General features: G+C 52.5%; 19 protein-coding genes. 9 read left to right on the top strand and 10 right to left on the bottom strand.

The genetic code is table 11. The annotated features are described in order from the left end of the window. Positions 1-62: 62 nt before the first annotated feature. Positions 63-1160 carry a glycerol dehydrogenase gene (locus OGV93_RS10715; protein ID WP_016154586.1) on the bottom strand — a complete coding sequence of 366 codons (1098 nt, stop codon included), beginning with the start codon at positions 1158-1160 and terminating at the stop codon, positions 63-65. Between the two features lie 560 nt (positions 1161-1720). On the opposite strand from OGV93_RS10715, the gene OGV93_RS10710 reads away from it, so the two are divergent. Further along, positions 1721-3379: a glycerone kinase gene (locus tag OGV93_RS10710; RefSeq protein WP_287109556.1), complete on the top strand. Its 1659-nt coding sequence runs from the start codon at positions 1721-1723 to the stop codon at positions 3377-3379. A 65-nt stretch (positions 3380-3444) separates the two neighbouring features. Here the strand turns inward: OGV93_RS10710 and cfa are convergent, their stop codons facing one another. After that, complete coding sequence (gene cfa / locus OGV93_RS10705; RefSeq protein WP_019077741.1) at positions 3445-4599, bottom strand: cyclopropane fatty acyl phospholipid synthase; 1155 nt, start codon at positions 4597-4599, stop codon at positions 3445-3447. Between the two features lie 67 nt (positions 4600-4666). On the opposite strand from cfa, the gene OGV93_RS10700 reads away from it, so the two are divergent. Further along, positions 4667-5515, top strand: a complete 849-nt coding sequence (locus tag OGV93_RS10700; protein WP_047358672.1) for a helix-turn-helix domain-containing protein — start codon at positions 4667-4669, stop codon at positions 5513-5515. Here the strand turns inward: OGV93_RS10700 and OGV93_RS10695 are convergent, their stop codons facing one another. Continuing rightward, positions 5516-6289, bottom strand: coding sequence for a siderophore-interacting protein (locus tag OGV93_RS10695; RefSeq protein ID WP_287109555.1), 774 nt, complete (start codon positions 6287-6289; stop codon positions 5516-5518). 236 nt (positions 6290-6525) lie between these two features. On the opposite strand from OGV93_RS10695, the gene OGV93_RS10690 reads away from it, so the two are divergent. After that, positions 6526-7200, top strand: coding sequence for a PadR family transcriptional regulator (locus OGV93_RS10690; protein WP_161623113.1), 675 nt, complete (start codon positions 6526-6528; stop codon positions 7198-7200). A gap of 52 nt (positions 7201-7252) precedes the next feature. Here the strand turns inward: OGV93_RS10690 and OGV93_RS10685 are convergent, their stop codons facing one another. Further along, a complete protein-coding gene (locus OGV93_RS10685) occupies positions 7253-8773 on the bottom strand; it encodes a methyl-accepting chemotaxis protein (RefSeq protein WP_016154592.1) in 1521 nt (506 codons plus the stop codon). 430 nt (positions 8774-9203) lie between these two features. Between OGV93_RS10685 and ygjG the strand changes: the two genes are divergently transcribed. Continuing rightward, positions 9204-10583, top strand: a complete 1380-nt coding sequence (gene ygjG, locus OGV93_RS10680) for a putrescine aminotransferase (RefSeq protein ID WP_049259762.1) — start codon at positions 9204-9206, stop codon at positions 10581-10583. Between the two features lie 90 nt (positions 10584-10673). On the opposite strand, the gene OGV93_RS10675 is transcribed toward ygjG, so the two are convergent. Continuing rightward, positions 10674-11006, bottom strand: coding sequence for a tRNA-binding protein (locus OGV93_RS10675; RefSeq protein ID WP_016157522.1), 333 nt, complete (start codon positions 11004-11006; stop codon positions 10674-10676). Between the two features lie 209 nt (positions 11007-11215). On the opposite strand from OGV93_RS10675, the gene ebgR reads away from it, so the two are divergent. The 4 genes from ebgR to OGV93_RS10655 all read left to right on the top strand — a co-directional run bounded on the left by ebgR (position 11216) and on the right by OGV93_RS10655 (position 17444). Continuing rightward, positions 11216-12199 (top strand): transcriptional regulator EbgR, encoded by a 984-nt coding sequence (ebgR, locus tag OGV93_RS10670; protein ID WP_019077746.1) that lies wholly within the window; start codon positions 11216-11218, stop codon positions 12197-12199. Between the two features lie 207 nt (positions 12200-12406). After that, the gene (gene ebgA, locus OGV93_RS10665; RefSeq protein WP_287109554.1) at positions 12407-15499 is read left to right on the top strand and encodes a beta-galactosidase subunit alpha; all 3093 of its coding nucleotides are present in this window, start codon (positions 12407-12409) and stop codon (positions 15497-15499) included. Then, positions 15496-15945 carry a beta-galactosidase subunit beta gene (locus OGV93_RS10660; RefSeq protein WP_287109553.1) on the top strand — a complete coding sequence of 150 codons (450 nt, stop codon included), beginning with the start codon at positions 15496-15498 and terminating at the stop codon, positions 15943-15945. The genes ebgA and OGV93_RS10660 overlap by 4 nt, the downstream gene beginning before the upstream one ends. Before the next feature lie 65 nt (positions 15946-16010). Continuing rightward, on the top strand, positions 16011-17444 hold the full coding sequence (locus tag OGV93_RS10655) for an amino acid permease (RefSeq protein WP_016154598.1): 1434 nt from the start codon (positions 16011-16013) through the stop codon (positions 17442-17444). 210 nt (positions 17445-17654) lie between these two features. On the opposite strand, the gene OGV93_RS10650 is transcribed toward OGV93_RS10655, so the two are convergent. The 5 genes from OGV93_RS10650 to OGV93_RS10630 are packed head-to-tail and all read right to left on the bottom strand — an operon-like array spanning position 17655 to position 23282. Further along, positions 17655-18713 (bottom strand): glycoside hydrolase family 130 protein, encoded by a 1059-nt coding sequence (locus tag OGV93_RS10650; RefSeq protein WP_103284261.1) that lies wholly within the window; start codon positions 18711-18713, stop codon positions 17655-17657. Then, positions 18697-20280: a glycoside hydrolase family 13 protein gene (locus OGV93_RS10645; protein WP_094168865.1), complete on the bottom strand. Its 1584-nt coding sequence runs from the start codon at positions 20278-20280 to the stop codon at positions 18697-18699. The genes OGV93_RS10650 and OGV93_RS10645 overlap by 17 nt, the downstream gene beginning before the upstream one ends. 11 nt (positions 20281-20291) lie before the next feature. Further along, a complete protein-coding gene (locus OGV93_RS10640) occupies positions 20292-21119 on the bottom strand; it encodes a carbohydrate ABC transporter permease (protein ID WP_016154601.1) in 828 nt (275 codons plus the stop codon). Beyond that, positions 21120-21986 carry a carbohydrate ABC transporter permease gene (locus tag OGV93_RS10635; protein WP_287109552.1) on the bottom strand — a complete coding sequence of 289 codons (867 nt, stop codon included), beginning with the start codon at positions 21984-21986 and terminating at the stop codon, positions 21120-21122. It lies immediately after the preceding gene. Between the two features lie 9 nt (positions 21987-21995). Continuing rightward, positions 21996-23282, bottom strand: coding sequence for an ABC transporter substrate-binding protein (locus OGV93_RS10630; protein WP_016154603.1), 1287 nt, complete (start codon positions 23280-23282; stop codon positions 21996-21998). Positions 23283-23493: 211 nt separating this feature from the next. Between OGV93_RS10630 and OGV93_RS10625 the strand changes: the two genes are divergently transcribed. Further along, positions 23494-24540, top strand: coding sequence for a LacI family DNA-binding transcriptional regulator (locus tag OGV93_RS10625; RefSeq protein WP_200084098.1), 1047 nt, complete (start codon positions 23494-23496; stop codon positions 24538-24540). The last annotated feature ends 10 nt before the right edge of the window (positions 24541-24550 follow it).

Below are 24550 nucleotides of genomic sequence, written 5' to 3'. Positions count from 1 at the left end.
CCCTCCGGCAGAGACTGTCAGAGGGGGGAGAAGATGCCGGATAAAAACTTACCGACGACTGATTAACGCGCCAGCCACTGCTGTCCCAGCAGGTCTGCCGTCAGTATCGCGGCATGTACGCTCTCAGGCGTCACCGGGAACGGCATATTGTGGATGGTTTCACCTTCCGCGCAGGTCGCTTTGGCCACGGCCATGATCTTGCCGTCAATGTCGTCTTTCACGCCCATTTCCGCTAACGTTACCGGCAGGCCTACTTTCTGACAGAAATTCAGCACGGTTTCGATCTCTTCCATCGGGCTGTTTTGCAGCACCAGCTGCGCCAGCGTACCAAAGGCGACTTTTTCACCGTGGTACAAATGGTGACACTCTTCCAGAATCGTAAAACCGTTGTGGATAGCATGCGCCCCTGCAAGACCGCTGCTTTCAAAGCCGATGCCGCTGAGGTAAGTGTTCGCTTCGACAATACGCTCCAGCGCATCAGTCACCACGCCAGCCTGCGCGGCAAAGCGTGCCTTTTCGCCTTCCGCCAGCAGGGTATCATAGCACAGGCGCGCCAAGCTCAGCGCCGCTACGGTGGACTGTCCGCCCGCCATGCTGGTCGCTCTGGCGTCATAACAGGCTTTCGCTTCAAACCAGGTTGAGAGCGCATCGCCCATCCCGGCCACCAGCAGGCGTACCGGCGCTTTGGCAATGATTGCGGTGTCCATCACCACCATATCCGGGTTTTTCGGGTAGATCAGATACTCTTCAAACTCACCGGCTTCGGTATAGATAACGGACAGCGCGCTGGTTGGCGCATCGGTAGAGGCGATAGTCGGGATCACCACCACCGGTAGCTTCTGGTAGTAACCAATCGCTTTGGCGGTATCCAACGTTTTCCCGCCGCCAATCCCAACCACGCCGCGGCAACCGTGCTGTTTCAAAATGGCAATCAGGCGATTAATTTCAATATGGCTGCATTCACCGTTGAAGCGTTCCGCGTGGCAGCTAATGTCGTGGCTGTGCAGGCCATTGAGTACCTTCTCTCCCGCCAGCTTCATCACGAAGTCATCCGCAATCACGAAAAAGCTGTCCGCCAGATTTTTAGCGTATTGACCAAATAAGGTGGAAGCGTCAGGGCCCTGGAGATATTTGGCTGGAGATTGAATAACTTTTAGCATTCCTTTCATCCTCAAATAAGTACATGTTTTTACATGGTGAGCCCTGGCGTTAACCTGTTTGGCCTGTTGCTGTCGGCAAAAACAGGAGGTACCGGAGCGATGCAATAACTGTATGGCGAGGCGTGAACAAAAAAATCTTTCGTCATTTTGTTCTGATATGAAACAGATAAATACGACGCACGTTCCATTCTGGAACGCTTATCCACAAAAATGATAAGGTTTGCGATCCCGATCCGTTCATTTACCCCCAAATCTCCAGCAAACACGAAGCTCAGTTCCTCTTTTACTCATGCAGTTGTATTAAAACCGGCAAAAAAAGGCTGGCTGCGCCGTATGAGCGGCGCTGATCGCAGGATAAAAAAGTCGAGCGAGCTCGCATTATGATCATTCCCCGCCTTTTAAGTTTCATTTCGGAACAAAAAACAGCGTCAGCGTTCCGTAATGAAACTCATTTTAGCGTTGTTTTTTTCCACGCTGACTTCGCCAGAATATCTTCATTGCCTCCGCACCATGATCCTACATTCGGGGGTTTGTCTTTCACTCAACCTCGAGGAGCCGTTATGTCTCAATTCTTTTTTAACCAACGCACCCATCTCGTGAGCGACGTCATCGACGGGGCGATTATCGCCAGCCCATGGAATAACCTGGCGCGTCTGGAAAGCGATCCGGCCATTCGCATCGTGGTCCGTCGTGACCTTAATAAAAATAACGTAGCGGTCATTTCCGGCGGCGGTTCGGGACACGAACCCGCGCACGTTGGGTTTATCGGTAAAGGCATGCTAACCGCTGCGGTCTGCGGCGACGTTTTCGCCTCCCCAAGCGTGGATGCTGTACTGACCGCGATTCAGGCGGTGACCGGTGAGGCTGGCTGTTTGTTGATTGTGAAAAACTACACCGGTGACCGTCTTAATTTCGGTCTCGCCGCCGAGAAGGCGCGTCGCCTTGGCTATAACGTTGAAATGCTGATTGTCGGCGACGACATCTCCCTGCCGGATAACAAACACCCACGTGGCATTGCGGGAACTATCCTGGTGCATAAAGTCGCAGGCTATTTTGCCGAACGCGGCTATAACCTCGCCACCGTCCTGCGTGAAGCGCAGTACGCAGCCAGCAACACCTTTAGCCTGGGCGTAGCCCTTTCCAGCTGTCATCTGCCGCAAGAAACCGACGCCCCCCCTCGTCAGCATCAGGGTCATGCGGAGCTGGGTATGGGCATTCACGGCGAACCAGGCGCATCGGTTATCGACACCCAAAACAGTGCGCAAGTGGTGAACCTGATGGTGGATAAACTGCTGGCCGCCCTGCCTGAAACCGGTCGTCTGGCGGTGATGATTAATAATCTTGGCGGCGTTTCCGTGGCCGAAATGGCCATCATCACCCGCGAACTCGCCAGCAGCCCGCTGCACTCGCGTATCGACTGGCTAATTGGCCCGGCCTCGCTGGTCACTGCGCTGGATATGAAAGGCTTCTCACTGACGGCCATCGTGCTGGAAGAGAGCATCGAAAAAGCACTGCTCACCGAAGTGGAAACCAGCAACTGGCCGACGCCGGTCCCACCGCGTGAAATCAGCTGCGTAGCGTCATCTCAGCGTAGCGCCCGCGTGGAATTCCAGCCTTCGGCAAACGCCCTGGTGGCCGGGATTGTGGAGCTGGTCACCGCAACCCTTTCCGATCTGGAGACTCATCTGAATGCGCTGGACGCCAAAGTCGGCGATGGCGATACCGGTTCGACCTTTGCCGCAGGCGCGCGTGAAATTGCCAGCCTGCTGCATCGCCAGCAACTGCCGCTGGATAACCTTGCCACGCTGTTCGCGCTGATTGGCGAACGTCTGACCGTGGTGATGGGCGGTTCCAGCGGTGTGCTGATGTCAATCTTCTTTACCGCCGCCGGGCAGAAACTGGAACAGGGCGCTAACGTTGTCGAAGCGCTAAATACGGGGCTGGCGCAGATGAAGTTCTACGGCGGCGCAGACGAAGGCGATCGCACGATGATTGATGCGCTGCAACCGGCCCTGACTTCGCTGCTCACACAGCCGAAAAATCTGCAGGCCGCATTCGACGCCGCGCAAGCGGGAGCCGAACGAACCTGTTTGTCGAGCAAAGCCAATGCGGGTCGCGCATCGTATCTGAGCAGCGAAAGCCTGCTCGGAAACATGGACCCCGGCGCGCACGCCGTAGCGATGGTGTTTAAAGCGCTAGCGGAGAGTGAGCTGGGCTAAGATGTAACAAGGAGCGCTTCTCAGGTATTTACTGCCTGATGGCGCTTCGCTTATCAGGCAGAACGTTAACGATAAACGCGGATCCCGCCCTCTACGCCGCGACTAAACAGCACCTGCCAAAGTTCAATATCTCTGGCGCGGAAAGCCCCGGCGCAGGCGCATAAATAGTAGTTAAACATTCTTCTGAAGGTGGCGGAATAACGTGATGACAGCTCCGGCCATGCTTGATTAAAGCGCTCGTGCCACGCCATCAGCGTTTTATCGTAATCGCTGCCAAAGTTATGCCAGTCTTCCATCACAAACCGCGATTCGCTGGCTTCGGCAATATGGGAGATCGCCGGTAAGCAGCCGTTCGGGAAAATGTATTTATTGATCCACGGATCGACGCTCATCCCTTTTTTATTGCTACCAATGGTGTGTAGCAGGAACAGTCCGTCCGGTTTTAAACAACGGTCGGCGATGCTGAAATAGGTGTCGTAGTTTTTTGGCCCGACGTGTTCAAACATCCCCACGGAGACAATGCGATCGTAGTGTTTATCGAGGTCGCGATAATCCTGCAGCAGAATCTTAACGTCCAGTCCTTCACAGCGCTGCTGCGCCATTTTTTGCTGCTCTTTAGAAATGGTGACGCCTTCTACCGCCACGCCATAATGACGCGCCGCATATTCCGCCAGCCCACCCCAGCCACAACCAATATCGAGTAAACGCATACCCGGTTTAAGTTGTAGCTTCTCACAGATCATTTTTAATTTAGCATTTTGCGCATCGTCTAATGTGGTCGCATCTTTCCAGTAAGCGCAGGAATATTGCATATGCGGATCAAGCATCAGCGCAAAGAGATCGTTACCAATATCATAATGTTCTTTGCCGACAATCCACGCGCGGCTCCGCGACTGCAAATTAAACAGGCGTGCGCTGGCAATACGTAAAATATCTTTCAGGTTACCCGGCATCTGCTGGTCAAGTTTTGCTTTCAGGATTTTGCAGAACAGAATATCGAGCCGCTCGCAGTCCCACCAGCCTTCCATATAGCTTTCGCCAAGCCCTAACGAGCCTTGTTGCAGTACCCGTTTAAAGAAACCGGCATGATGAAGTTGAATGTCCCAGGCACGGGAGCCATTAATCCTGATATCCGCTTGCGAAAGCAGCTCTTTTCCCATTCGGGTCCAGTTATCATTTGTTTCATTGACGATGACAGCATCTGAACAAAGCGAGTTCATGGTATTTACCAAAGGTGGGCTAAAAATTCTTACGCAAGATTATTATGGAAAAAAGAGTGTATGTATTATGATCCGCGGACAAGATCTATCGAGCAGCGGACACACCATCGGGAGCATTGACGATCTATTTATGGAAACTCTCGTGCAAAAACAGTGGAACTCCTTCCCGGATAACTCCATGACGGAACTGCCGCAGGATGTTTACTTTCGCTCTTATGTCCTGGAAGCCAATCATCATGTTCCACAGCATTCACACTCTTTTATGCAGTTTCATTTCGCCCGCAAAGGCAGTATGCGTATTGATGTTGCCGGCAAGTGCTGGATAATCCCGGCGCATTATGGCATCTGGATCCCGAATAATACGGAGCATGCGGTTTGGGCATTGGATGATGTGTATTTAGAGAATCTGGATATTAAACCGAGCTTTCTTGAAGAGAGCATCAATGAATGTAAAGTGGTGGCTATCAGTGATTTCGCCAGAGAGTTTATTCATTACGCCACGAATTTAATTTCGGGCCATTATGATAGCCAGTCAAAAGAGGGCAAGCTGGTTAGCGTCCTGGTCGACATTATTCTGCAGCTTCCGGAAGTCGCTTTTGTATTACCCTGGCCGCAGGATCGCGAATTAACCAAAGTTTGCCGAACAATACAAGAATCCCCGGCGCTGGAGCATTCGGTTGAATACTGGGCGCAGCATCTGGGTATGTCTGCCCGTACCTTTTCACGCCATTTCAAAAAAGAAACCGGATTGCCTTTCAGCGTCTGGAAGCAAAAAATGCGTATTCTGGAATCCGTATTAATGCTGAAGAAAAATAAAAGCGTGACCGCCGTGGCGCTCGACGTAGGGTATTCAAGCACCGCGGCATTTAGCTACGCATTCCGCCAGGCGTTTGGCGTGCCGCCATCTAATTACTGATTAACGACGCTGATGCCAGTAAGCCGCTGCGCGAACAAGTTGCTGATCGAACGCCTCGCTTTCAAAGCGAGCACTCAGGTTTTTGACCACCTTACCTTCGCCGGTAATCCAGATGTAGTAATCATCTGCAGGTACGCTTAGCTGCGATAAGTGTTCATTCACCGCCTGTTCGTCATGGCCGATAAACCACTGAATAGTAAATCCGTCGAGATGAGCAAAATAGTCCTGGTACGCGGCATCCTGCACACTTACCAGCGCCGTGATGTTCGGACGTACCGCTAAACGGCTGAGCGACTCCAGGCGTCGGCGCAGCGCAGGCATTCCCGATTCATCACACACGTAAACCTGATACGCATAGTCCTCTGGCACCACCAAAGAACCGCGCGGTCCACCTACCGTCAGCTTGTCACCCTCGCGGGCATTCATCGCCCAAGTACTTGCCACGCCACCGTCATGAATATAGAAATCCAGTGCCAGCTCATGGCGTGCTTCGTCATACAACGGCGTGTAATCACGGGATATCGGACGCATGCCGTCAGCCCAGACAATACCTTCATCGGTGACAACCGGCGGCACAAAGTGGCTGCCCGGTTCAGGGAAAAAGACCTTGGTATGGTCGTCAAAGCCGTGTGAGCTAAAACCATCCAGAGCGTCACCGCCCAGTACAATGCGCTGAAATCCCGCGCTAATACGTTCGACGCGCAGGACAGTAAGTTCCCGAAAACGCAGTTCATTGCGAACGCGCTGCGGGTAGCGTGAGGTGTTTTTTGTCATTTTTTCGCCTTCGGAAAGATAATACGATATATCTAAATTAATTTTTAAATGATAATGATTGCTAATCAGCAAGATTGCAAGCACTTTTTTGATATAGTTGCCTTCTGATGAACTGGCTAACGCACGCCTTTAAAAAAATATAAAAATCATCACGTTAAACAAAAAATATTTTATAGGCTTGCACCAAAACAATATTTAGATATAAATTAGATATATCTAAAATACATCAGGAGACGATGATGCAAAACCATCATGAAGGTTGCTGCAAGCATACAGAGCACCAACACGAAGGCTGCTGCAAGGGTGAAGGACATCACCACGAAGGCCGCCACAACGAACACCATGCAGGTTGCTGCAAAGGTGAAGAACATCGCCATGAAGGCTGCAACAAAGAACATCACCACGAACAGGGGTGTGGACACCGCCACGGTCGCGGCGGCGGTCGTCGCCAGCGCTTCTTCGGTCACGGAGAATTACGCCTGGTCATTCTGGATATCCTGACCCGCGACGCCAGCCACGGCTATGAGCTGATTAAAGCGATTGAAACCCTGACTCAGGGCAACTATACCCCGAGCCCGGGCGTCGTCTATCCGACGCTGGATTTCTTGCAGGATCAAGAGCTGATCACTATCAGCGACGAGGAAGGCGGGCGTAAACAGATTGCGATCACAACCCAGGGCCAGCAGTGGCTGGATGAAAACCGTGAGCATCTGGAACATATCCACGAACGTATTAAAGCCCGCTGCGTGGGTTTTGAATTACGCAAGAACCCGCAGATGAAACGCGCGCTGGAGAACTTCAAAGCCGTGCTGGACCTACGGGTCAATCATGGTGATACCAGCGATGCGCAGATCAAAAAAATCATCGGTATTATCGATCGCGCTGCGCTGGATATTACTCAATTGGATTAATCTACAGAGCAGGCGGAACGCGTTTGCCCTGCGTTCCGCCTTATCGTTAATATTAATGCAGCACCGTAACCGCATCTTCCAGACGACCAGCGCGATGTTTCACCATCGCGGAAATCTGGGCGCTCTCTTCAACCAGTTCGGCGTTTTTCTGCGTAATGTTGCTTAATTCATTCACTGCGCGAGTCAGGCTCGAAAGACCATCTGACTGTTCCAGCGTTGAGTGACTGATTTGGGCGATCAACTGCGTCACGTTTTGCACCTGCGCCACAATATCATCCATCGTGCGCCCTGCGGCGTGAACCTGGTCAGATCCGGACTGCACCTTATCGGCGCTGGCATCAATCAGCTTGCGGATATCATTGGCTGCACTGGCGCTGCGGCTGGCAAGATGTCGCACTTCTCCCGCCACCACGGCGAACCCTTTCCCCTGCTCACCCGCCCGTGCGGCTTCAACAGCGGCGTTCAGGGCCAGAATATTAGTCTGGAAAGCAATATCGTTAATCAGCGTGGTAATGGTGCCGATCCGCTGGGTGCTGTTGGCGATATCATCCATAGTTTTGATGACGGTATCCATCGCCTCGCCGCCGTGCGTCGCCGCGCTGCTGGCTGCAATGGAGAGCTTGTCGGCCGCGGCGGCGGTCTCTGAGTTTTGCTTCACCGATGCCGCCATCTGATTCATGGTGGTCACCGTTTCCTGCACGTTCTCTACGGTCTGCTGCGTATGCTTGTTTAAATCATCGCTGCCTTTCGCCAGCGTTTCGCTGTCACTGCGCACACAGCTCACCTGACTGGAGACATCATGGATGAGCCAACGGCACATTAGCCCCAGTTGCCCAACCGCTCGCAGCATCAGGCCCAGTTCATCACTGCGGTTAAGATGCGACACGCTGTTTCGTTCACCGGTCGCCACTTTTAGCGCCTGACGAGCGACATTCTCAATAGGACGCACAATCTGCCATTCGAAAATAGCCGTTCCCAGCATCATCACCAGCGCGCTTATCAGCAGTAACGGCCATTCGGCGCCCATTTGCTGCAATGCGGCCGCCAGTACGATAAACATAATTGCCATTACGCTGCGCACTCGCCAGCGAATCGGCAGCGCCGGGAGTTTACCCAGCCAGCCTTTGCGTACCACCAGTCCTTTATGGATACGTCGGTTGCAACGCCCTTCATTCAGCGCTTTATATAAAGGCTCTACCGCCGCAATCTCCTCGTCAGTGGCCCGGGTACGAATCGACATATATCCGGTGACACGACCTTCCCGTACCATCGGCACCGCATTGGCCCTTACCCAGTAGTGATCGCCATTCTTACGCCGGTTTTTCACAATCCCGCTCCATGGCTCGCCCTGTTTCAGGGTGTACCACATATCCGCAAACGCCGCTTTTGGCATATCCGGATGACGAACCAGATTGTGCGGCTTATCGAGCAATTCATTCAGTTGATAGCCACTGACCTGGACAAAGGTATCGTTCGCGTGGGTGATATAGCTTTGTAAATCGGTGGTCGACATGAGGGTGATATCATCATCCAGCGGTGTATTTTGCTGACTAACGTAGGGATGAGAAGACATGATTGCGTCCTGTGCAGGTTATCTGGTTGTTAACTCTTTCGGCTTATGTTATTTCGGCGATAATTTTTTTATCTTTAGTTGTTAAATTTGATTTAGATCGCAATTTGCGATTAAACCTCAAAATCTGTACGCATTCTAATCCATTGATTTAAAATACTTTCATCCAGTAACTATTCAACTACACTTCTACCAACGCACCGTCACAGTGCAAATATTGCTCACTTTTAGCGCAGAAAAGTGCTTTTCCGATCTGTTTTCGCGGTCTTAACCTGGGCAAAATGCCAGCAAATGTTAAACATCAGCATTAAATGTTGCGTGAATGAGATGTTTCCTGGTGTTTATCCCGTTTTTTGCTAAGTGCGCCGGAATGGCGCAATCACTGCAATACTTAAATCAGTATCATGTGATACGCGAGCTCCGGGAGCATATTTTGAACAGGTTACCTTCCAGCGCATCGGCCCTGGCCTGCAGCGCACACGCACTGAATCTCATCGAAAAGCGCACGCTTGATCATGAGGAAATGAAATCATTAAACCGAGAGGTGATTGAATACTTCAAGGAGCATGTCAATCCGGGGTTCTTAGAGTATCGAAAATCTGTAACTGCAGGCGGGGATTACGGAGCCGTAGAGTGGCAAGCGGGAAGCCTGAATACGCTTGTCGACACCCAGGGGCAGGAGTTCGTCGATTGCCTGGGTGGATTTGGAATTTTCAACGTGGGGCACCGTAATCCAGTCGTGGTTTCCGCCGTACAGAATCAACTCGCGAAACAACCTCTGCACAGCCAGGAGCTACTTGACCCTCTGCGGGCCATGCTGGCAAAAACCCTCGCCGCGCTGGCGCCAGGTAAACTGAAATACAGTTTTTTCTGTAACAGCGGGACCGAGTCGGTTGAAGCCGCTCTGAAGCTGGCGAAAGCGTATCAATCGCCGCGCGGTAAATTTACGTTCATTGCCACCAGCGGCGCATTCCACGGCAAATCATTGGGAGCACTGTCCGCCACGGCTAAATCAACCTTCCGCAAACCCTTTATGCCGCTGCTGCCGGGTTTCCGCCATGTGCCGTTTGGCGATATTAACGCGATGCGTACCATGCTCAGCGAGTGTAAAAAGACCGGTGACGACGTCGCAGCCGTGATCCTTGAACCTATCCAGGGTGAAGGGGGCGTGATCCTGCCACCGCAAGGGTATTTGCCCGCCGTGCGTAAACTTTGCGATGAGTTTGGCGCGCTGATGATCCTTGATGAAGTGCAGACCGGCATGGGTCGTACCGGCAAAATGTTCGCCTGCGAGCACGAAAACGTGCAGCCCGACATTATGTGTCTGGCCAAAGCGCTGGGCGGCGGCGTGATGCCAATTGGCGCAACCATTGCCACCGAAGAGGTGTTTTCCGTTCTGTTCGACAATCCCTTCTTGCATACCACCACGTTTGGCGGCAACCCGCTCGCTTGTGCGGCTGCGCTAGCCACCATTAACGTCCTGCTGGAGCAAAATTTACCGGCTCAGGCGGAGCAGAAAGGCGATATGTTGCTGGATGGTTTCCGCCAGCTTGCGCGGGAGTACCCAGACCTGGTGCATGATGTACGCGGTAAAGGCATGCTGATGGCAATTGAGTTTGTCGATAATGAAATCGGCTACAACTTTGCCAGTGAGATGTTCCGCCAGCGGGTACTGGTTGCCGGCACGCTAAACAATGCAAAGACGATCCGTATCGAACCGCCGTTAACGTTAACGATCGAGCAATGCGATCTGGTATTGCGATCGACGCGCAAAGCCCTGGCAGCATTACGGGTGAGCGTGGAGCAGGTGTAATACAGGTCGGATGGCGCTGCGCATCTCAGGCTTACGGGATCAAATGTAGGTCGGAGAAAAGCGTAGCCGCCATCCGGCAATTAGCACAACTTAAACAATCCGCACACCCGCAGGCATAAGGCGTTCTGGCGTCAGCAGCACGCTTTCGCTGCCATCGTCCGTCTCAGCGCACAGCAACATGCATTCTGACGTTTCCCCGCGCATTTTGGCCTTTTGCAGATTACACAGCACCACCACCGTTTTCCCCATCAATTCCTCTTCGCTGTAATAAGGCACCAGGCTGGTCACGGTTTGCAGCGTACGCTCTCCCACATCCACCTGCACGATATACAGCTTATCAGCGTTGTCATGGCGCTTTACCTGTGCGATTTTTCCAACACGTATTTCCATTCGGGCAAAATCAGCAAATGCGACGGTATCCATTGTGTTCTCCTTTGGTAAAATTTTACTAAATACTAGCAAAGTATTTTCTTGGCATGGTTCTCAAAAGCGGGAAAATGACGTAGTCATCACACTCTGAAAGCCCAGTTTTACCCCAGGCATGTCAATTAAACGTACTTTTTTTACTGAAAACAGATGAATAGATAAGCACTTCATTTACAATGCGCAGGTAACTCAGGGAAAAGGCAAACATGGCAACACTTAAAGACATCGCAATCGAAGCTGGCGTGTCCCTGGCGACAGTGTCCCGGGTTTTAAACGATGACCCCACGCTGAATGTAAAAGAAGAGACCAAGCATCGCATTCTGGAGATCGCGGAAAAACTGGAGTACAAAACCAGCAGTGCTCGTAAAAACCAGACCAGCGCGCTCGGCCCCCAGCATATTCTGGCGCTCTACAGCTACCAGCAGGATTTGGAAATCAACGATCCTTACTATCTCGCGATCCGTCACGGAATAGAAACCCAGTGTGAGAAGCTGGGGATCGAACTGACCAACTGCTATGAGCACAGTGGGCTGCCGGAGAGCAAAAACATTACCGGCATTCTTATTGTCGGCAAGCCTTCTCCGGCTTTGCGTAATGCGGCAACAGCGCTTACCGACAACATCTGCTTTATCGATTTCCATGAACCCGGCAGCGAATATGACGCCGTCGATATCGATCTGGCCCGCATCAGTAAAGAGAGCATCGACTACTTCATCGCCCAGGGCGTCACTCGCATTGGCTTCATCGGCGGTGAAGACGAACCCGGCAAGGCAGATATCCGTGAAGCCGCGTTTGTCGAATACGGTCGTCTGCAGCAGGTCGTTTCTGAACAGGACATCTATCGCGGCGGTTTCTCCAGTTCATCAGGGTATGAACTGGCCAAAAAAATGCTGGCGAAAGCCGACTATCCCGGTGCCCTGTTTGTGGCTTCAGACTCGATTGCTATTGGCGTTCTGCGCGCCATTCACGAGCGTGGCCTGAACATTCCGCAGGACATTTCGCTGATTAGCGTTAATGATATCCCGACAGCGCGCTTCACCTTTCCTCCGCTTTCCACCGTTCGCATCCATTCAGAAATGATGGGCAGTCAGGGCGTCAACCTGCTGTTTGAGAAAGCCCGCGACGGGCGTGCGCTTCCTCTGCTGGTTTTTGTTCCCAGCAAGCTGAAACTGCGCGGCACCACCCGCTAAAATCCCCAGTAAACACGCCCGGTTTCTTCTGATGCCGGGCGCGCATTGTCATGCATTATTTTCTGCACCCCCATTATTTTCGTGATCCAGTTAAAGTAAATCACCTCACTCGCTATATTTTAGTAAAACTTTTACTAAAATCACCATCAATTACACTTACTCACCATTACAATGAATGGTTCCGATTTTTCTCCACCGGGAGGCCTTATGAATCGCTGGGAAAACATTCAGCTCACCCACGAAAATCGACTGGCGCCACGCGCATATTTTTTCTCTTATGACTCCGTTGCGCAGGCTCGCTCGTTTGCCCGCGAAACCAGCAGCCTCTTTCAGTTGCTAAGCGGTCAGTGGAATTTTCAGTTCTTTGAGCATCCGCTGCAGGTGCCGGAAATCTTTACGTCGCAGTTGATGAATGACTGGGGCAGCATCACCGTCCCAGGCATGTGGCAGATGGAAGGACACGGCAAACTGCAGTATACCGACGAAGGTTTTCCTTTCCCGATTGATGTCCCCTACGTTCCGACCAATAACCCCACCGGAGCCTACCAGCGCATTTTCTCCCTCAGCGAAGGCTGGCAGGGCAAACAAATGCTGATTAAATTTGATGGCGTAGAAACCTACTTCGAAGTTTACGTGAATGGTCAGTACGTCGGTTTCAGCAAAGGCAGCCGCCTGACGGCTGAATTTGATATCAGCGCGGTGGTGAAGACCGGTGACAACCTGCTGTGCGTTCGCGTAATGCAATGGGCTGATTCCACTTACGTTGAAGACCAGGACATGTGGTGGTCGGCGGGAATTTTCCGCGACGTCTATCTGGTAGGCAAACAGGCGACCCATATTCAGGATTTTACCGTTCGCACCGAGTTCGATGATGACTATCGCGACGCCATCCTCACCTGCGACATTGCGCTGGAAAACCTGGGTTCCACGCCAGCGATGGCGTCGCTCGAATACACCTTGTTTGACGGTGAGCAGGCGCTGCATAGCGGCGTGATTAACAATCTGGCAGTGGATCAACACACCCGCACCGCTTTTAATTTCAAGGTTAGCGCGCCGCAGCAGTGGTCAGCGGAATCGCCGTATCTTTATCATCTGGTGATGACGCTGAAAGATGCCAACGGCAATCTCCTTGAGGTCGTGCCACAGCGGGTCGGATTCCGCGATATCAAAGTTCGCGACGGTCTGTTTTACATCAATAACCGCTACGTGATGCTGCATGGCGTTAACCGCCACGATAACGATCATCTAAAAGGCCGTGCCGTTGGCATGGATCGCGTTGAAAAAGATCTGCTGTTAATGAAGCAGCACAACATCAATTCCGTGCGTACCGCCCATTACCCGAACGATCCGCGTTTCTATGAATTGTGCGATATCTACGGTTTGTTCGTGATGGCCGAAACCGACGTTGAATCTCACGGCTTCGCCAATATCGGCGATATCAGCCGGATAACCGACGATCCGCTGTGGGAAAACGTCTACGTTGAGCGCATCGTGCGCCACATCCATGCACAAAAAAACCACCCGTCGATCGTCATCTGGTCGCTCGGCAACGAATCCGGATACGGCTGTAACATCCGCGCCATGTATCACGCCGCGAAAGCGCTGGATGACACGCGTCTGATCCATTACGAAGAAGATCGTGACGCCGAAGTGGTGGATATCATCTCCACCATGTACACCCGTGTGCCGCTGATGAATGAGTTTGGCGAATATCCACATCCTAAGCCGCGCATCATCTGCGAATATGCTCACGCCATGGGCAACGGTCCCGGCGGGCTGACGGAATATCAGAACGTCTTTTATCAGCATGACTGCATTCAGGGACACTATGTCTGGGAGTGGTGCGATCACGGGATTCAGGCCAAAGATGACGACGGCAACGTCTGGTACAAATATGGCGGCGACTACGGCGACTATCCGAACAACTACAACTTCTGCCTTGATGGCCTGATTTATTCCGATCAAACCCCGGGGCCGGGTCTGCAAGAGTACAAGCAGGTGATTGCGCCAGTAAAAGTACGCGCACAGGATCTGGCTCGCGGCGAGCTACGGGTAGAAAACAAACTGTGGTTTACCACGCTTGACGACTACACCTTGCATATTGAGGTTCGCGCCGAGGGAGATACGCTTTCTGCTCAGCAGATAAAACTGCGCGACGTCCCTCCTAACAGCGATACCCTGGTGCAATGCACACTGCCGGAGCTGGATGCGCGCGAAGCGTTCCTCAACGTCATCGTGACGAAAGATTCCCGCACGTTATACAGCGAAGCCGGGCACCACATCGCGACTTATCAGTTCCCGCTGAAGGCCAGAACGGCGGCTGCCGTACCGTTTAGCCTGAAAAACGCTACCCCTCTGACGCTGGAAGACAGCCCCCAGAGCTGCACCATACGCGGTTATAACTTCCATCTGACCTTCTCAAAACTGAACGGTAAGCCCATTAGCTGGACCGTTAACGGTGAGGAGCTGATTACCCGCGAGCCGAAGATTAATTTCTTCAAACCAACCATTGATAACCACAAACAAGAGTTCGAAGGCCTTTGGCAACCAAATCATTTACAGATTATGCAGGAGCATCTGCGCGATTTTGCCATTGAGCAAACCGATGACGCGCTGTTGATAACCAGCCAGACGATTATCGCCCCGCCGGTATTTGATTTCGGTATGCGCTGTACCTACCGCTGGCGGATTGCCGCAGATGGTCAGTTGAACGTGGAGCTTTCCGGCCAGCCTTACGGCGAGTACCGGGACATTATTCCGTGCATCGGCTTCACGATGGGCATCAACGGCGATTTGGGGCAGGTGGCGTATTACGGACGTGGTCCCGGTGAAAACTATGCCGATAGCCAGCAGGCCAACATCATCGATATCTGGCGCAGCAGCGTGGATGAGATGTTCGAAAACTATCCGTTCCCGCAAAACAACGGCAATCGTCAGGACGTGCGCTGGGCAACGCTAACCAACCGCCACGGCAACGGTCTGCTGGTGGTTCCGCAGCGCCCTGTCAACCTGAGCGCCTGGCGCTATACGCCAGAAAATATCTTTGCCGCACAGCACTGTAATGCGCTGCAGCGCAGCGATGACATCACCCTGAATCTGGACCACCAGGTGCTGGGCTTAGGTTCCAACTCCTGGGGAAGCGAGGTGCTTGATTCCTGGCGCGTCTGGTTCCGTTCGTTCAGCTACGGCTTCACGTTGTTGCCGGTTTCCGGTAGCGAATCTAGCGCTCAAACCGCCGCCAGCCGCGTCTTTGGTACCGGGTTCTTTTCCACGAATTTGCACAGCGAGAATACAAAATGAGGATCATCGACAACTTAGCGCAGTTCCAACAAATTTACGCATCCGGGAAGAAGTGGCAGCGCTGCGTCGAATCGATTGAAAATATTGATAATATTCAACCAGGCGTCGCCCACTCTATCGGTGATTCCCTGAGCTATCGCGTGGAGACAGACTCCGCGACCGATGCGCTGTTTACCGGTCATCGTCGTTATTTTGAGATCCATTACTACCTGCAAGGACAGCAAAAAATAGAGTATGCCGCCAAAGAGGATCTCCAGGTGGTTGAATATTATCGCGATGAAACCGATCGCGAATATCTGAAAGGCTGTGGAAAAACCGTAGAAGTGCGCGAAGGACAAATGGTTATTTGTGACAACCATGAAGCCTATCGTTTTATTTGTAATAACTCAGTGAAGAAAGTCGTACTCAAAGTCACCATCGAAGATGGTTATTTTCATAATAAATAAAAACACAGGCGGCGCCGACGTTGCGCCGCCAGTACCCTATAATAATCAGGAATCGGAGATGTGCTATGTCTGATACCAAACGTAATACCATCGGCAAGTTCGGCTTACTTTCACTCACCTTTGCCGCGGTTTATAGTTTTAATAACGTTATCAACAATAATATTGAGCTGGGTCTGGCATCCGCACCGATGTTTTTCCTCGCGACGATCTTCTACTTTATTCCGTTCTGCTTAATCATCGCTGAATTTGTTTCGCTGAATAAAAACTCCGAAGCCGGTGTCTATGCATGGGTGAAAAGTTCGCTGGGCGGACGTTGGGCATTTATTACCGCCTACACCTATTGGTTCGTTAACCTGTTCTTTTTTACCTCGCTGTTACCCCGTGTTATCGCCTACGCCTCATATGCTTTTTTAGGCTACGAATACATTCTGACGCCGTTCGCAACCACTGTATTAAGTATGGTGCTGTTTGCCTTCTCCACCTGGGTTTCGACCAACGGCGCAAAAATGTTAGGACCAATTACTTCGGTCACCTCCACATTGATGCTGCTGCTGACGCTGTCCTACATCCTGCTGGCGGGTACTGCGCTGGTTGGCGGCGTACAGCCTGCTGACCCTATCACCGTAGACGCAATGATCCCGAATTTTAACTGGGCCTTCCTCGGTATCACCACCTGGATCTTTATGGCGGCAGGCGGTGCGGAGTCGGTGGCAGTGTACGTCAACGACGTCAAGGGCGGGTCAAAATCGTTCGTGAAGGTCATTATCATTGCCGGGATTTTTATCGGCGTGCTCTATTCCATCTCCTCGGTACTGATCAACGTCTTCGTGAGCAGCAAAGAGCTGAAGTTTACCGGTGGTTCGGTACAGGTATTCCACGGTCTGGCGGCATACTTTGGTCTGCCGGAACTGATCGTTAACCGCTTTGTCGGCCTGGTCTCCTTTACTGCGATGTTCGGCTCTCTGCTGATGTGGACCGCAACGCCGGTGAAAATTTTCTTCTCTGAAATTCCGGCGGGTATTTTCGGTAAAAAAACCGTCGAACTGAATGAAAATGGCGTTCCGGCCCGCGCAGCCTGGATTCAGTTCCTGATTGTTATCCCGCTGATGATTATCCCAACGCTCGGCTCCAATACCGTGCAGGATTTAATGAACACCATCATCAACATGACCGCCGCCGCATCGATGCTGCCGCCGCTGTTTATTATGCTGGCTTACCTGAATCTGCGCGCAAAACTGGACCACTTACCGCGCGACTTCCGTATGGGTTCGCAAAAAACCGGCATTATTGTGGTATCGATGCTGATTGTCCTCTTCACCATCGGGTTTATTGCCTCGACCTTCCCGACCGGCGGTAACATCATGACCATTATTTTCTATAACGTCGGGGGGATTGTTATTTTTCTCGGTTTTGCCTGGTGGAAATACAGTAAATACATCAAAGGGCTAACCAAAGAAGAAAAAGCTATTGAGGCGGCTCCCGCGTCAGATATTAATTAAAATATCAATAACGATTAGAGCTGTCTGTTTTCTTGCTCACCTGAAATACAATGTGAAATTAAATATACAGACTTGCAGGGCATTTATTGCCCTGCTCTTCTGTTGTGTACTTTCATTATTTGTAGCAAAGATTCGTCCACCAGCGGCCGCAACGTGTGAATCGCCCCCCTGCCAGAAGGAGGTTTAGCAACCCAGGACGCTCTGCGGCATTTATTCAACCCCCAGATGCCGCCACAGTTTGTCCAGCGGCATTGTCGCCAGCGCCACACACTCATCGGCGGCGCCATACCAGACGTGCAGCGTCTCATCGCGGATCAGCGCCCCACAGGTGAACACCACATTGCCGAAGAAGCCTTCGCGCTCGTAGGGCGCATCTGGCTCCAGCAACGGCACCGGTGATTTCGCCAGAATTTGGGTCGGATCGTTGAGATCCAGCAGCAGCGCGCCGAGGCAGTAGCGCTGATCGGCATCCACACCGTGGTAGATCTCCAGCCAGCCGCGATCGGTTTTTAATACCGGCGCGCCGCCGCCTGATTTACGGCAGTCCCAGGCATCGCCGGACCGTCCCAGCAGGTGGCGATGGTTGCCCCAGTGCAGCATATCCGGCGACTCGCAGATCCAGATTTCCGGATGACCGAAGTGGCACGGGGCCGGACGGGTCAGGGCGTGATATTTACCGGCGATCTTTTCCGGGAAAAAGCAGACGTCGCGGTTGTCCGGGCAGAGGATCAACCCTTTTTTCTCCACCGTGACAAAATCTTTGGTCACCGCCAGCGCGGTAGAAATCCCCAGCGACGACACCGCCGAGTAGTTGATGTACGCGATATCATCGATGCGGGTGATCCGCGCATCTTCGCAGCCGAACTCTTCATATTGCGTATCGGCGATGATAAACGGCTGGCTGTCAATCCGGAAGTTCACCCCGTCGCGGCTGCGCGCCAGGCGCAGATGCGACATGGAGGTCAGCCACACCCGCGCCGGATCGCTTTTCAGCACGATCACCCGCGGATCGCTGAAATCATAGCGTTCATCGCGACGATCGAAACTCGCGGTGGCCTGTACCCAGCCCGCATCGGTTTTTTCCAACAGCGGTACGACACGCTGCTGCGGGTCGGAATTGATCACGCTTTCCGCCACCCGCAGCAGCAGAACGATCTCCCCGTCACACTCCGTTACGCCAGCATTGAAAACACAATCGACCTTCCTGCCGGGCAGTGAAGGCGTCACGTCAGCCGGGGTAATCAACGGGTTTTTATTGTGCCTGTCCATGTACTCTCCTTTTGATCAAACATTGATTCTTGCCAATCCATTGCGCGTCCTCCCCGTACAGCACTTCAGCCTCAATCTCCTGCCACGGATTGCGAACGGGCGCACCAAAGTTGATGGCGACCCAGACCTGCTCCTCCGCCGTCGAACGGGTAAACCAGACGCATTCGTCAGTGAGGTCGAGCGAGTCCTGCTGTCCCTGATGCAGCGCCGCAACGCGGCGGCGCAGGGCGATAAGCTGTCGGTACTGATGCCAGAACGATGTCTCATCCTGCTGCTGGCGCTCCGCGTTAATCAGGGTGATATCGCCGCCGACGGGCATCCACGGTGCGACGGAGGAAAATCCGCCAAAGGGGGCGTCGCGCCAGGGCAGCGGCGCGCGCGAACCATCCCGCGAATGTTCAATAGCCAGCGCCAGCGCCTGCTGTGGGCTGCTGCCTGCGGCAAGGGCGGTGCGGTAATGGGTTTTTCCCTGAATATCAAAAAGCTGCTCTGCCGTTTGCGGACGGTAGTCGGTCACCCCCAGCTCTTCGCCCTGGAAGATAAACGGCACGCCGCTCACCGTTAGCTGGAGCGCCAACACCGCCAGCGCCCGCCCGGTATCGCGCTCGTTTTCGCCAAAGCGGCTGATCATCCGCGACATATCATGGCTGGAGAAAAACAGCGTCGGTAAACCCGACTGCGCAGCCAGCGTGGTTTTTAACTGGCTGAAAAGACGGGAAACATCAAAGTTTTTCTGGCTACCGATATTGAAATTAAACACCACGTCCATCAGCTGAGGGCTTTGATAGCGGCTGAGCACGTCAGGGTCTTCGCTGCCGATTTCGCCAATCAGGAAATAGTCACCCTGCGCCCGAACATGGGCACACAGCCGTTGCAGCGTCTCCGGGAGTCGCGGCTGATTGATGTCAAATTCATGGCGCTGCTCGCCGTTCTCTTCCGGGTTATCAGGCCCAATGCCGTCGGTAGTAAGAAAGTTGATGACGTCAAAGCGAAAACCGTCCACCCCCTGCGTAACCCAGAAATCCACTACCCGGTAAATTTCCTGTTCCACCGCCGGGTTGGCCCAGTTGAGATCCACCTGGCCGGGCGCGAATTTATGGTAATAAAACTCGCCGGTGTCTGGCTCAGCGGTCCACGCGCTGCCGGAAAAGAAAGAACGCCAGTTATTCGGCTGGCGGCGAAAAAGGAAATAATCACGATAGCGGCTGCCCGGATTATTCCACGCATCGCGAAACCAGGGATGTTCTGAGGAGACGTGATTGACCACCAGATCGATAATCACCCGAATGCCTCTGGCGTGGCAGCCGTCAACCACCCGGCGGAAATCGTCGAGAGTGCCGAAACGGGCGTCAACGGCGCAGTAATCGCTGATATCGTAGCCGTTATCCACCAGCGGAGAGGGATAAAACGGCGTGATCCACACCGCGCCGATGCCCAGCGCCTGCAAATAATCCAGCCGGGAAATCAGGCCCGGAAAATCGCCCAGCCCGTCGTTATTGCCGTCGCAAAACGAAGGCAGATAAATTTGATAACAGGTACACGCCTGCCACCACGGTTGCTTTTTCACCGTCACGTTCCTTATTTCAGTGATAACGACATGCCTTCGAGGAAGTATTTTCTGAACAGAATAAACAGGACAACGATTGGCAGCATCTGCACCACCGACCCCGCCAGCACCGGTCCCAGGTAGATGCCGTAGGATTTGCTGAAGGTGGCGAGCAGCACCGAAAACGGCATTTTGTCCACTTCGCGCATCACGATCAGCGGCCAGAGGAAGTTGTCCCATGAGCTGGAAAAGGTGAACAGTGCGACAATCGCCAGAATGGATTTATTCAGCGGCATCATCACATGCCGCAAGATCCCCCACAGGCTGGCGTGATCGAGCCTTGCGGCGTACAGGTAATCATTCGGCGTGCCTTTAAAGCTCTGCGAAACCATAAAAATGCCCCAGGCGCTCATCGCATACGGCAGGATCATCGCCCCGTAGCTGTTGATCAGCCCCAGTTCACGCATCAGGACAAACTGTGGAATGATGAACATAAAGACCGGGAAAACCATCTGCACAATCAACAGGTTGCGAAACGCATTTTTGCCGCGAAACTCGGTTTTCGCGACGGCATATCCCACCAGCATTGAGGTCAGCGTGACGCAGACGGTAATGGTGAGCGACACGAACAGCGAGTTAACCAGGGTGCGCAAAAAAGGTTTGTCCGCCCGGTTGCTGTTATCGAACAGAAAAGCGTAATTCTCCAGCGTCAGATGACCGGAAAACAGCCCGGTCGTGTAGATTTGCGCCGTCGGTTTCAGCGAGGAGATCACCATCCAGATAAAAGGATAGAGCCAGGTGAGCGCCAGCAAAAACATCACGGCGTGAATGAGCAGCGTTAAGGGAGTCAGTTTCTTCATTCACACAATCTCGATATGTTTTTCGAATACTTTGCGGAAGACCCAGATGGCGAGGAAACTGCATGCCGCAACGATAATCGACATGGTCGCCGCCCAGGTTGGCTTCATTTTCTGGAACGCCACTTCATACATCACCACCATCGGACTGGTGGTGCTGTTGAGCGGTCCGCCGCCGGTGATAAGATACGGCTCGGTAAAGATGCTGAACGCCACGGTAATCGCCAGCACCACCACCATCACGATTTGCGCGTTCATCATCGGCAGGGTAATCGCCCAACTTTGCTTAAACTTCCCGGTTTTATCCAGTTGCGCCGCGCTGTAAATATCCGCGGGGATCGCCACCATCCCGGAATAGAGAATCAGCCCGTAATAACCGACGAATTTCCAGGTAACAATTAACGCAATGGATAACATGGCGCAGTCAGGGTTGGTAAACCAGGGCACAGAGATGCCGAAACTGGCCTGTAAAAATTGATTGACCGGCCCGTATTCGCTGAACAGTTTTGCAAAGACGATGGAATAGGCCACCCCCGAAGAGATATTCGCCAGTAAAAAGCTCAGGGCAATAAAACTTTTCCCGTACTTAATTTTTCGTAATCCCGCGGCAAACAGCAGCGAGGCAAGAAAGACAATCGGGATATACCACATTAAAAAACGGCACACGTTCCACATCGATTGCCAGAATAACGCGTCATGAAACACGCCAATGATATTCTGTAATCCGCTAAACGTCGGCGTGCCAATAAATTGCCAGTTCGTCACGCTGAGTACGACCAGCCAGCACAGCGGATAAAACCAGAACAGCAACGAATAACCGATCCACGTGGAGGCCAACAGGCCTCCGGTGCGGGATTCATATCCAGCCATTTTTTCCCCTTATTTCGCCAGCAACGTGTTAATTTCCTGCGCGGATTTATCGAGGGTGGCTGCCGGATCGGCGTGGTTGAAAATGACCTGCTCCAGCATCTGCGTCATGCTGCGCTGAATCTCCGTGGTTTGCGTAGTGGCCGCTGGCGGCAGCGCGACGTCCACGTAAGAAGCGATCGCCTTCTCCAGCGGGTTTTTCTCAAAGTAATTCACAAACAGCGGATTACTCATTAAATCACTGCGTGCTGGCGGCATACCGGTCAGCTCCAGCCAGCTCCGGTCGTGCTCGGCGTTGTTAAAGACCCACTGAATAAACGCCCACGCCTGCGCTTTGCGCTTGCTGGAACTGAAGATCACCACCCCTTTGCTGTCGCCGAACGTATACGGGTGCGCGTCGCCTTTCTCGGTGAGCATCGGCCCAATTTGCAGCGTTTTGAGGATCTCCGGATACTGCTTGTGATAGCGAGCGATATCCCACGGACCGCGCGCGGACGCCAGCACCTGCCCGGTCGCTAACGGATCGTCGGCGGCGGTGAAGTCGTAGCTGCTCCACTTGCTGTTAAAGACTTTCCCCATAAAGGTCAGTACCGCCTGTCCGGCAGGATCGGCAAACGTCGCCTGATGACCTGCGAGGTAAGGTTTACCGCCGTTTTGCGCATAATAAAGCGGAATAAAATCGAACCAGCGTTCCCACCAGTTTTTCCCGGCGGTCATCTGGATAACATAGCCGTTATTATCCGCCGCCCGGCGCTCTGCCAGCTGATAAAGCTCATCATAACGGGTCGGAACATGGTCAAAACCATACTGCTTGAGTAAATCGCCCCGCCACCACCAGACGATAGGATTAATATAGATTGGCAGAACGTGTTGCTCGCCGTTTAATTGCCAGGCAGGAATAATTTTGCCCATCTGTCGGTTATTAACGAGTTCATTAAAACCACTCATTTTAGACAGGTCTTCAAGCTGACCAATTTCCACCAACTGGCTGGCAAAACCGATAAAGATATTACTGGAAATATCGGGTTCCGTGCCGGAAGCCAGCGCGTTCATTATTGCCTCTTCAGAACTGCTGGCGGCAGGAATGGGCGTAAATTCGACCGGGGTATGCGCCGGGTCTTTATTCCATTCTTTAACCATAGTATTCCAGAAGGCTTCTTCATTTTCGTTTGGTGCCACCCACATTTTAATTGGCGTTTTTGCTGTCTCTGCGGATTTTTTATCATCCGGACCGCAGCCAGAAATACAAAATGCGAATAGTACACAGGCTGTTAATTTAGCTAATTTTACAACTCTCACGATAACTCTCCATTTACTTTCAATAAGTATTGATTTACCGCTACCCTGCTATTGAATGGAGCGTAAATTAACACCCCCTTTTTATGTTTAACGTTAAACAAATCACAAAACGATTTTTGTTTAACGTTAAACTTTGCATCAACGTTCAACACAATGGACGATAGAAATAAATAATTCACGCCAATATATAAACCCAACAAATATATTAAAAATGAAAATAAACGTTAATGATAATAAAGATAAGAAACGTATTACGATAAAATCATTGGCCAAGATTATGGGTATTTCCCATACCACGGTGTCGAACGCATGGAATAATCCGGAAAAATTATCTCCGGAGCTGCGCCAGCGAATTTTGCAATATGCCAGCGAGCTTGGCTTTCAGGGACCGGACAAGCTGGCGCGCGCGCTGCGTACCGGCAAATCTGACACCATCGGCGTGATATTCAACGACTCTATGAGTTACGTGTTTATCGATCCCCACGACATTGCGCTGATGCGGGGGATCGCCGTCCAGTGTGAAGAACAAAACGTCAATCTGGTCTTGATCCCTTTGCGTAAGCGGCAACAGACGCCGCTCAACACCCTGGTTGATGGCTATATTCTCAACGCCACGCATAACAATGCGGCCATGATCCAGCACGCGCTGGCTCATGGGCGTCCGGTGGTCACGCTCGATTTTCAGTTTCCCGACCACAGCAGCGTCTCCATCGATAACGCCTGCGCCATGCGCGATATTGCCCGCTATCTGGCCGATAAAGGTCATCGGTATTTCGGCGTCATCGCTTTTCCGTCACAGCCCTCGGCGCAGGGAATGTGCGATCTGACCGCCCCCGTCACCGGCGACAACCTGCTGATGCTCTCCCGCGTGAATGCCTGCCGGGAGGTTTTCCAGCAGCGCGGCTTCGCCCTTGATACGTGCTGGCTGTATCAAACCCGACACGATGAAGAACACGGCGAACAGGCGGCCAAAGCGTTACTGGAAACCCATCCGGAGATCACTGCGCTTATCTGCCTTTCCGATCGCTTCGCCGTCGGCGCGATCCACTACTGCCAACGGCAGCAGCTGGCGGTTCCGCAGCGGGTTGCCGTTACCGGTTTCGATAATCTCGCCGTTGAGGTGGCGGGAATACGCCTGACCACCATCGCGCAAGACGCGGAAAAGAAAGGGGAAATGGCCGTCAAATTGCTGCTCACCAGAGGACCGGTGACCCACTATGAATTGCCTTACCAGCTCATCATTCGGGAGTCAGCCTGACTCATTAATT

The organism is Citrobacter sp. Cb031 (genome assembly GCF_030336725.1).
In the GTDB taxonomy this organism is placed as follows: domain Bacteria; phylum Pseudomonadota; class Gammaproteobacteria; order Enterobacterales; family Enterobacteriaceae; genus Citrobacter; species Citrobacter braakii.
The sequence above is the reverse complement of the archived record's forward strand: the minus strand, read 5'-3'. Positions and strand labels throughout refer to the sequence as shown.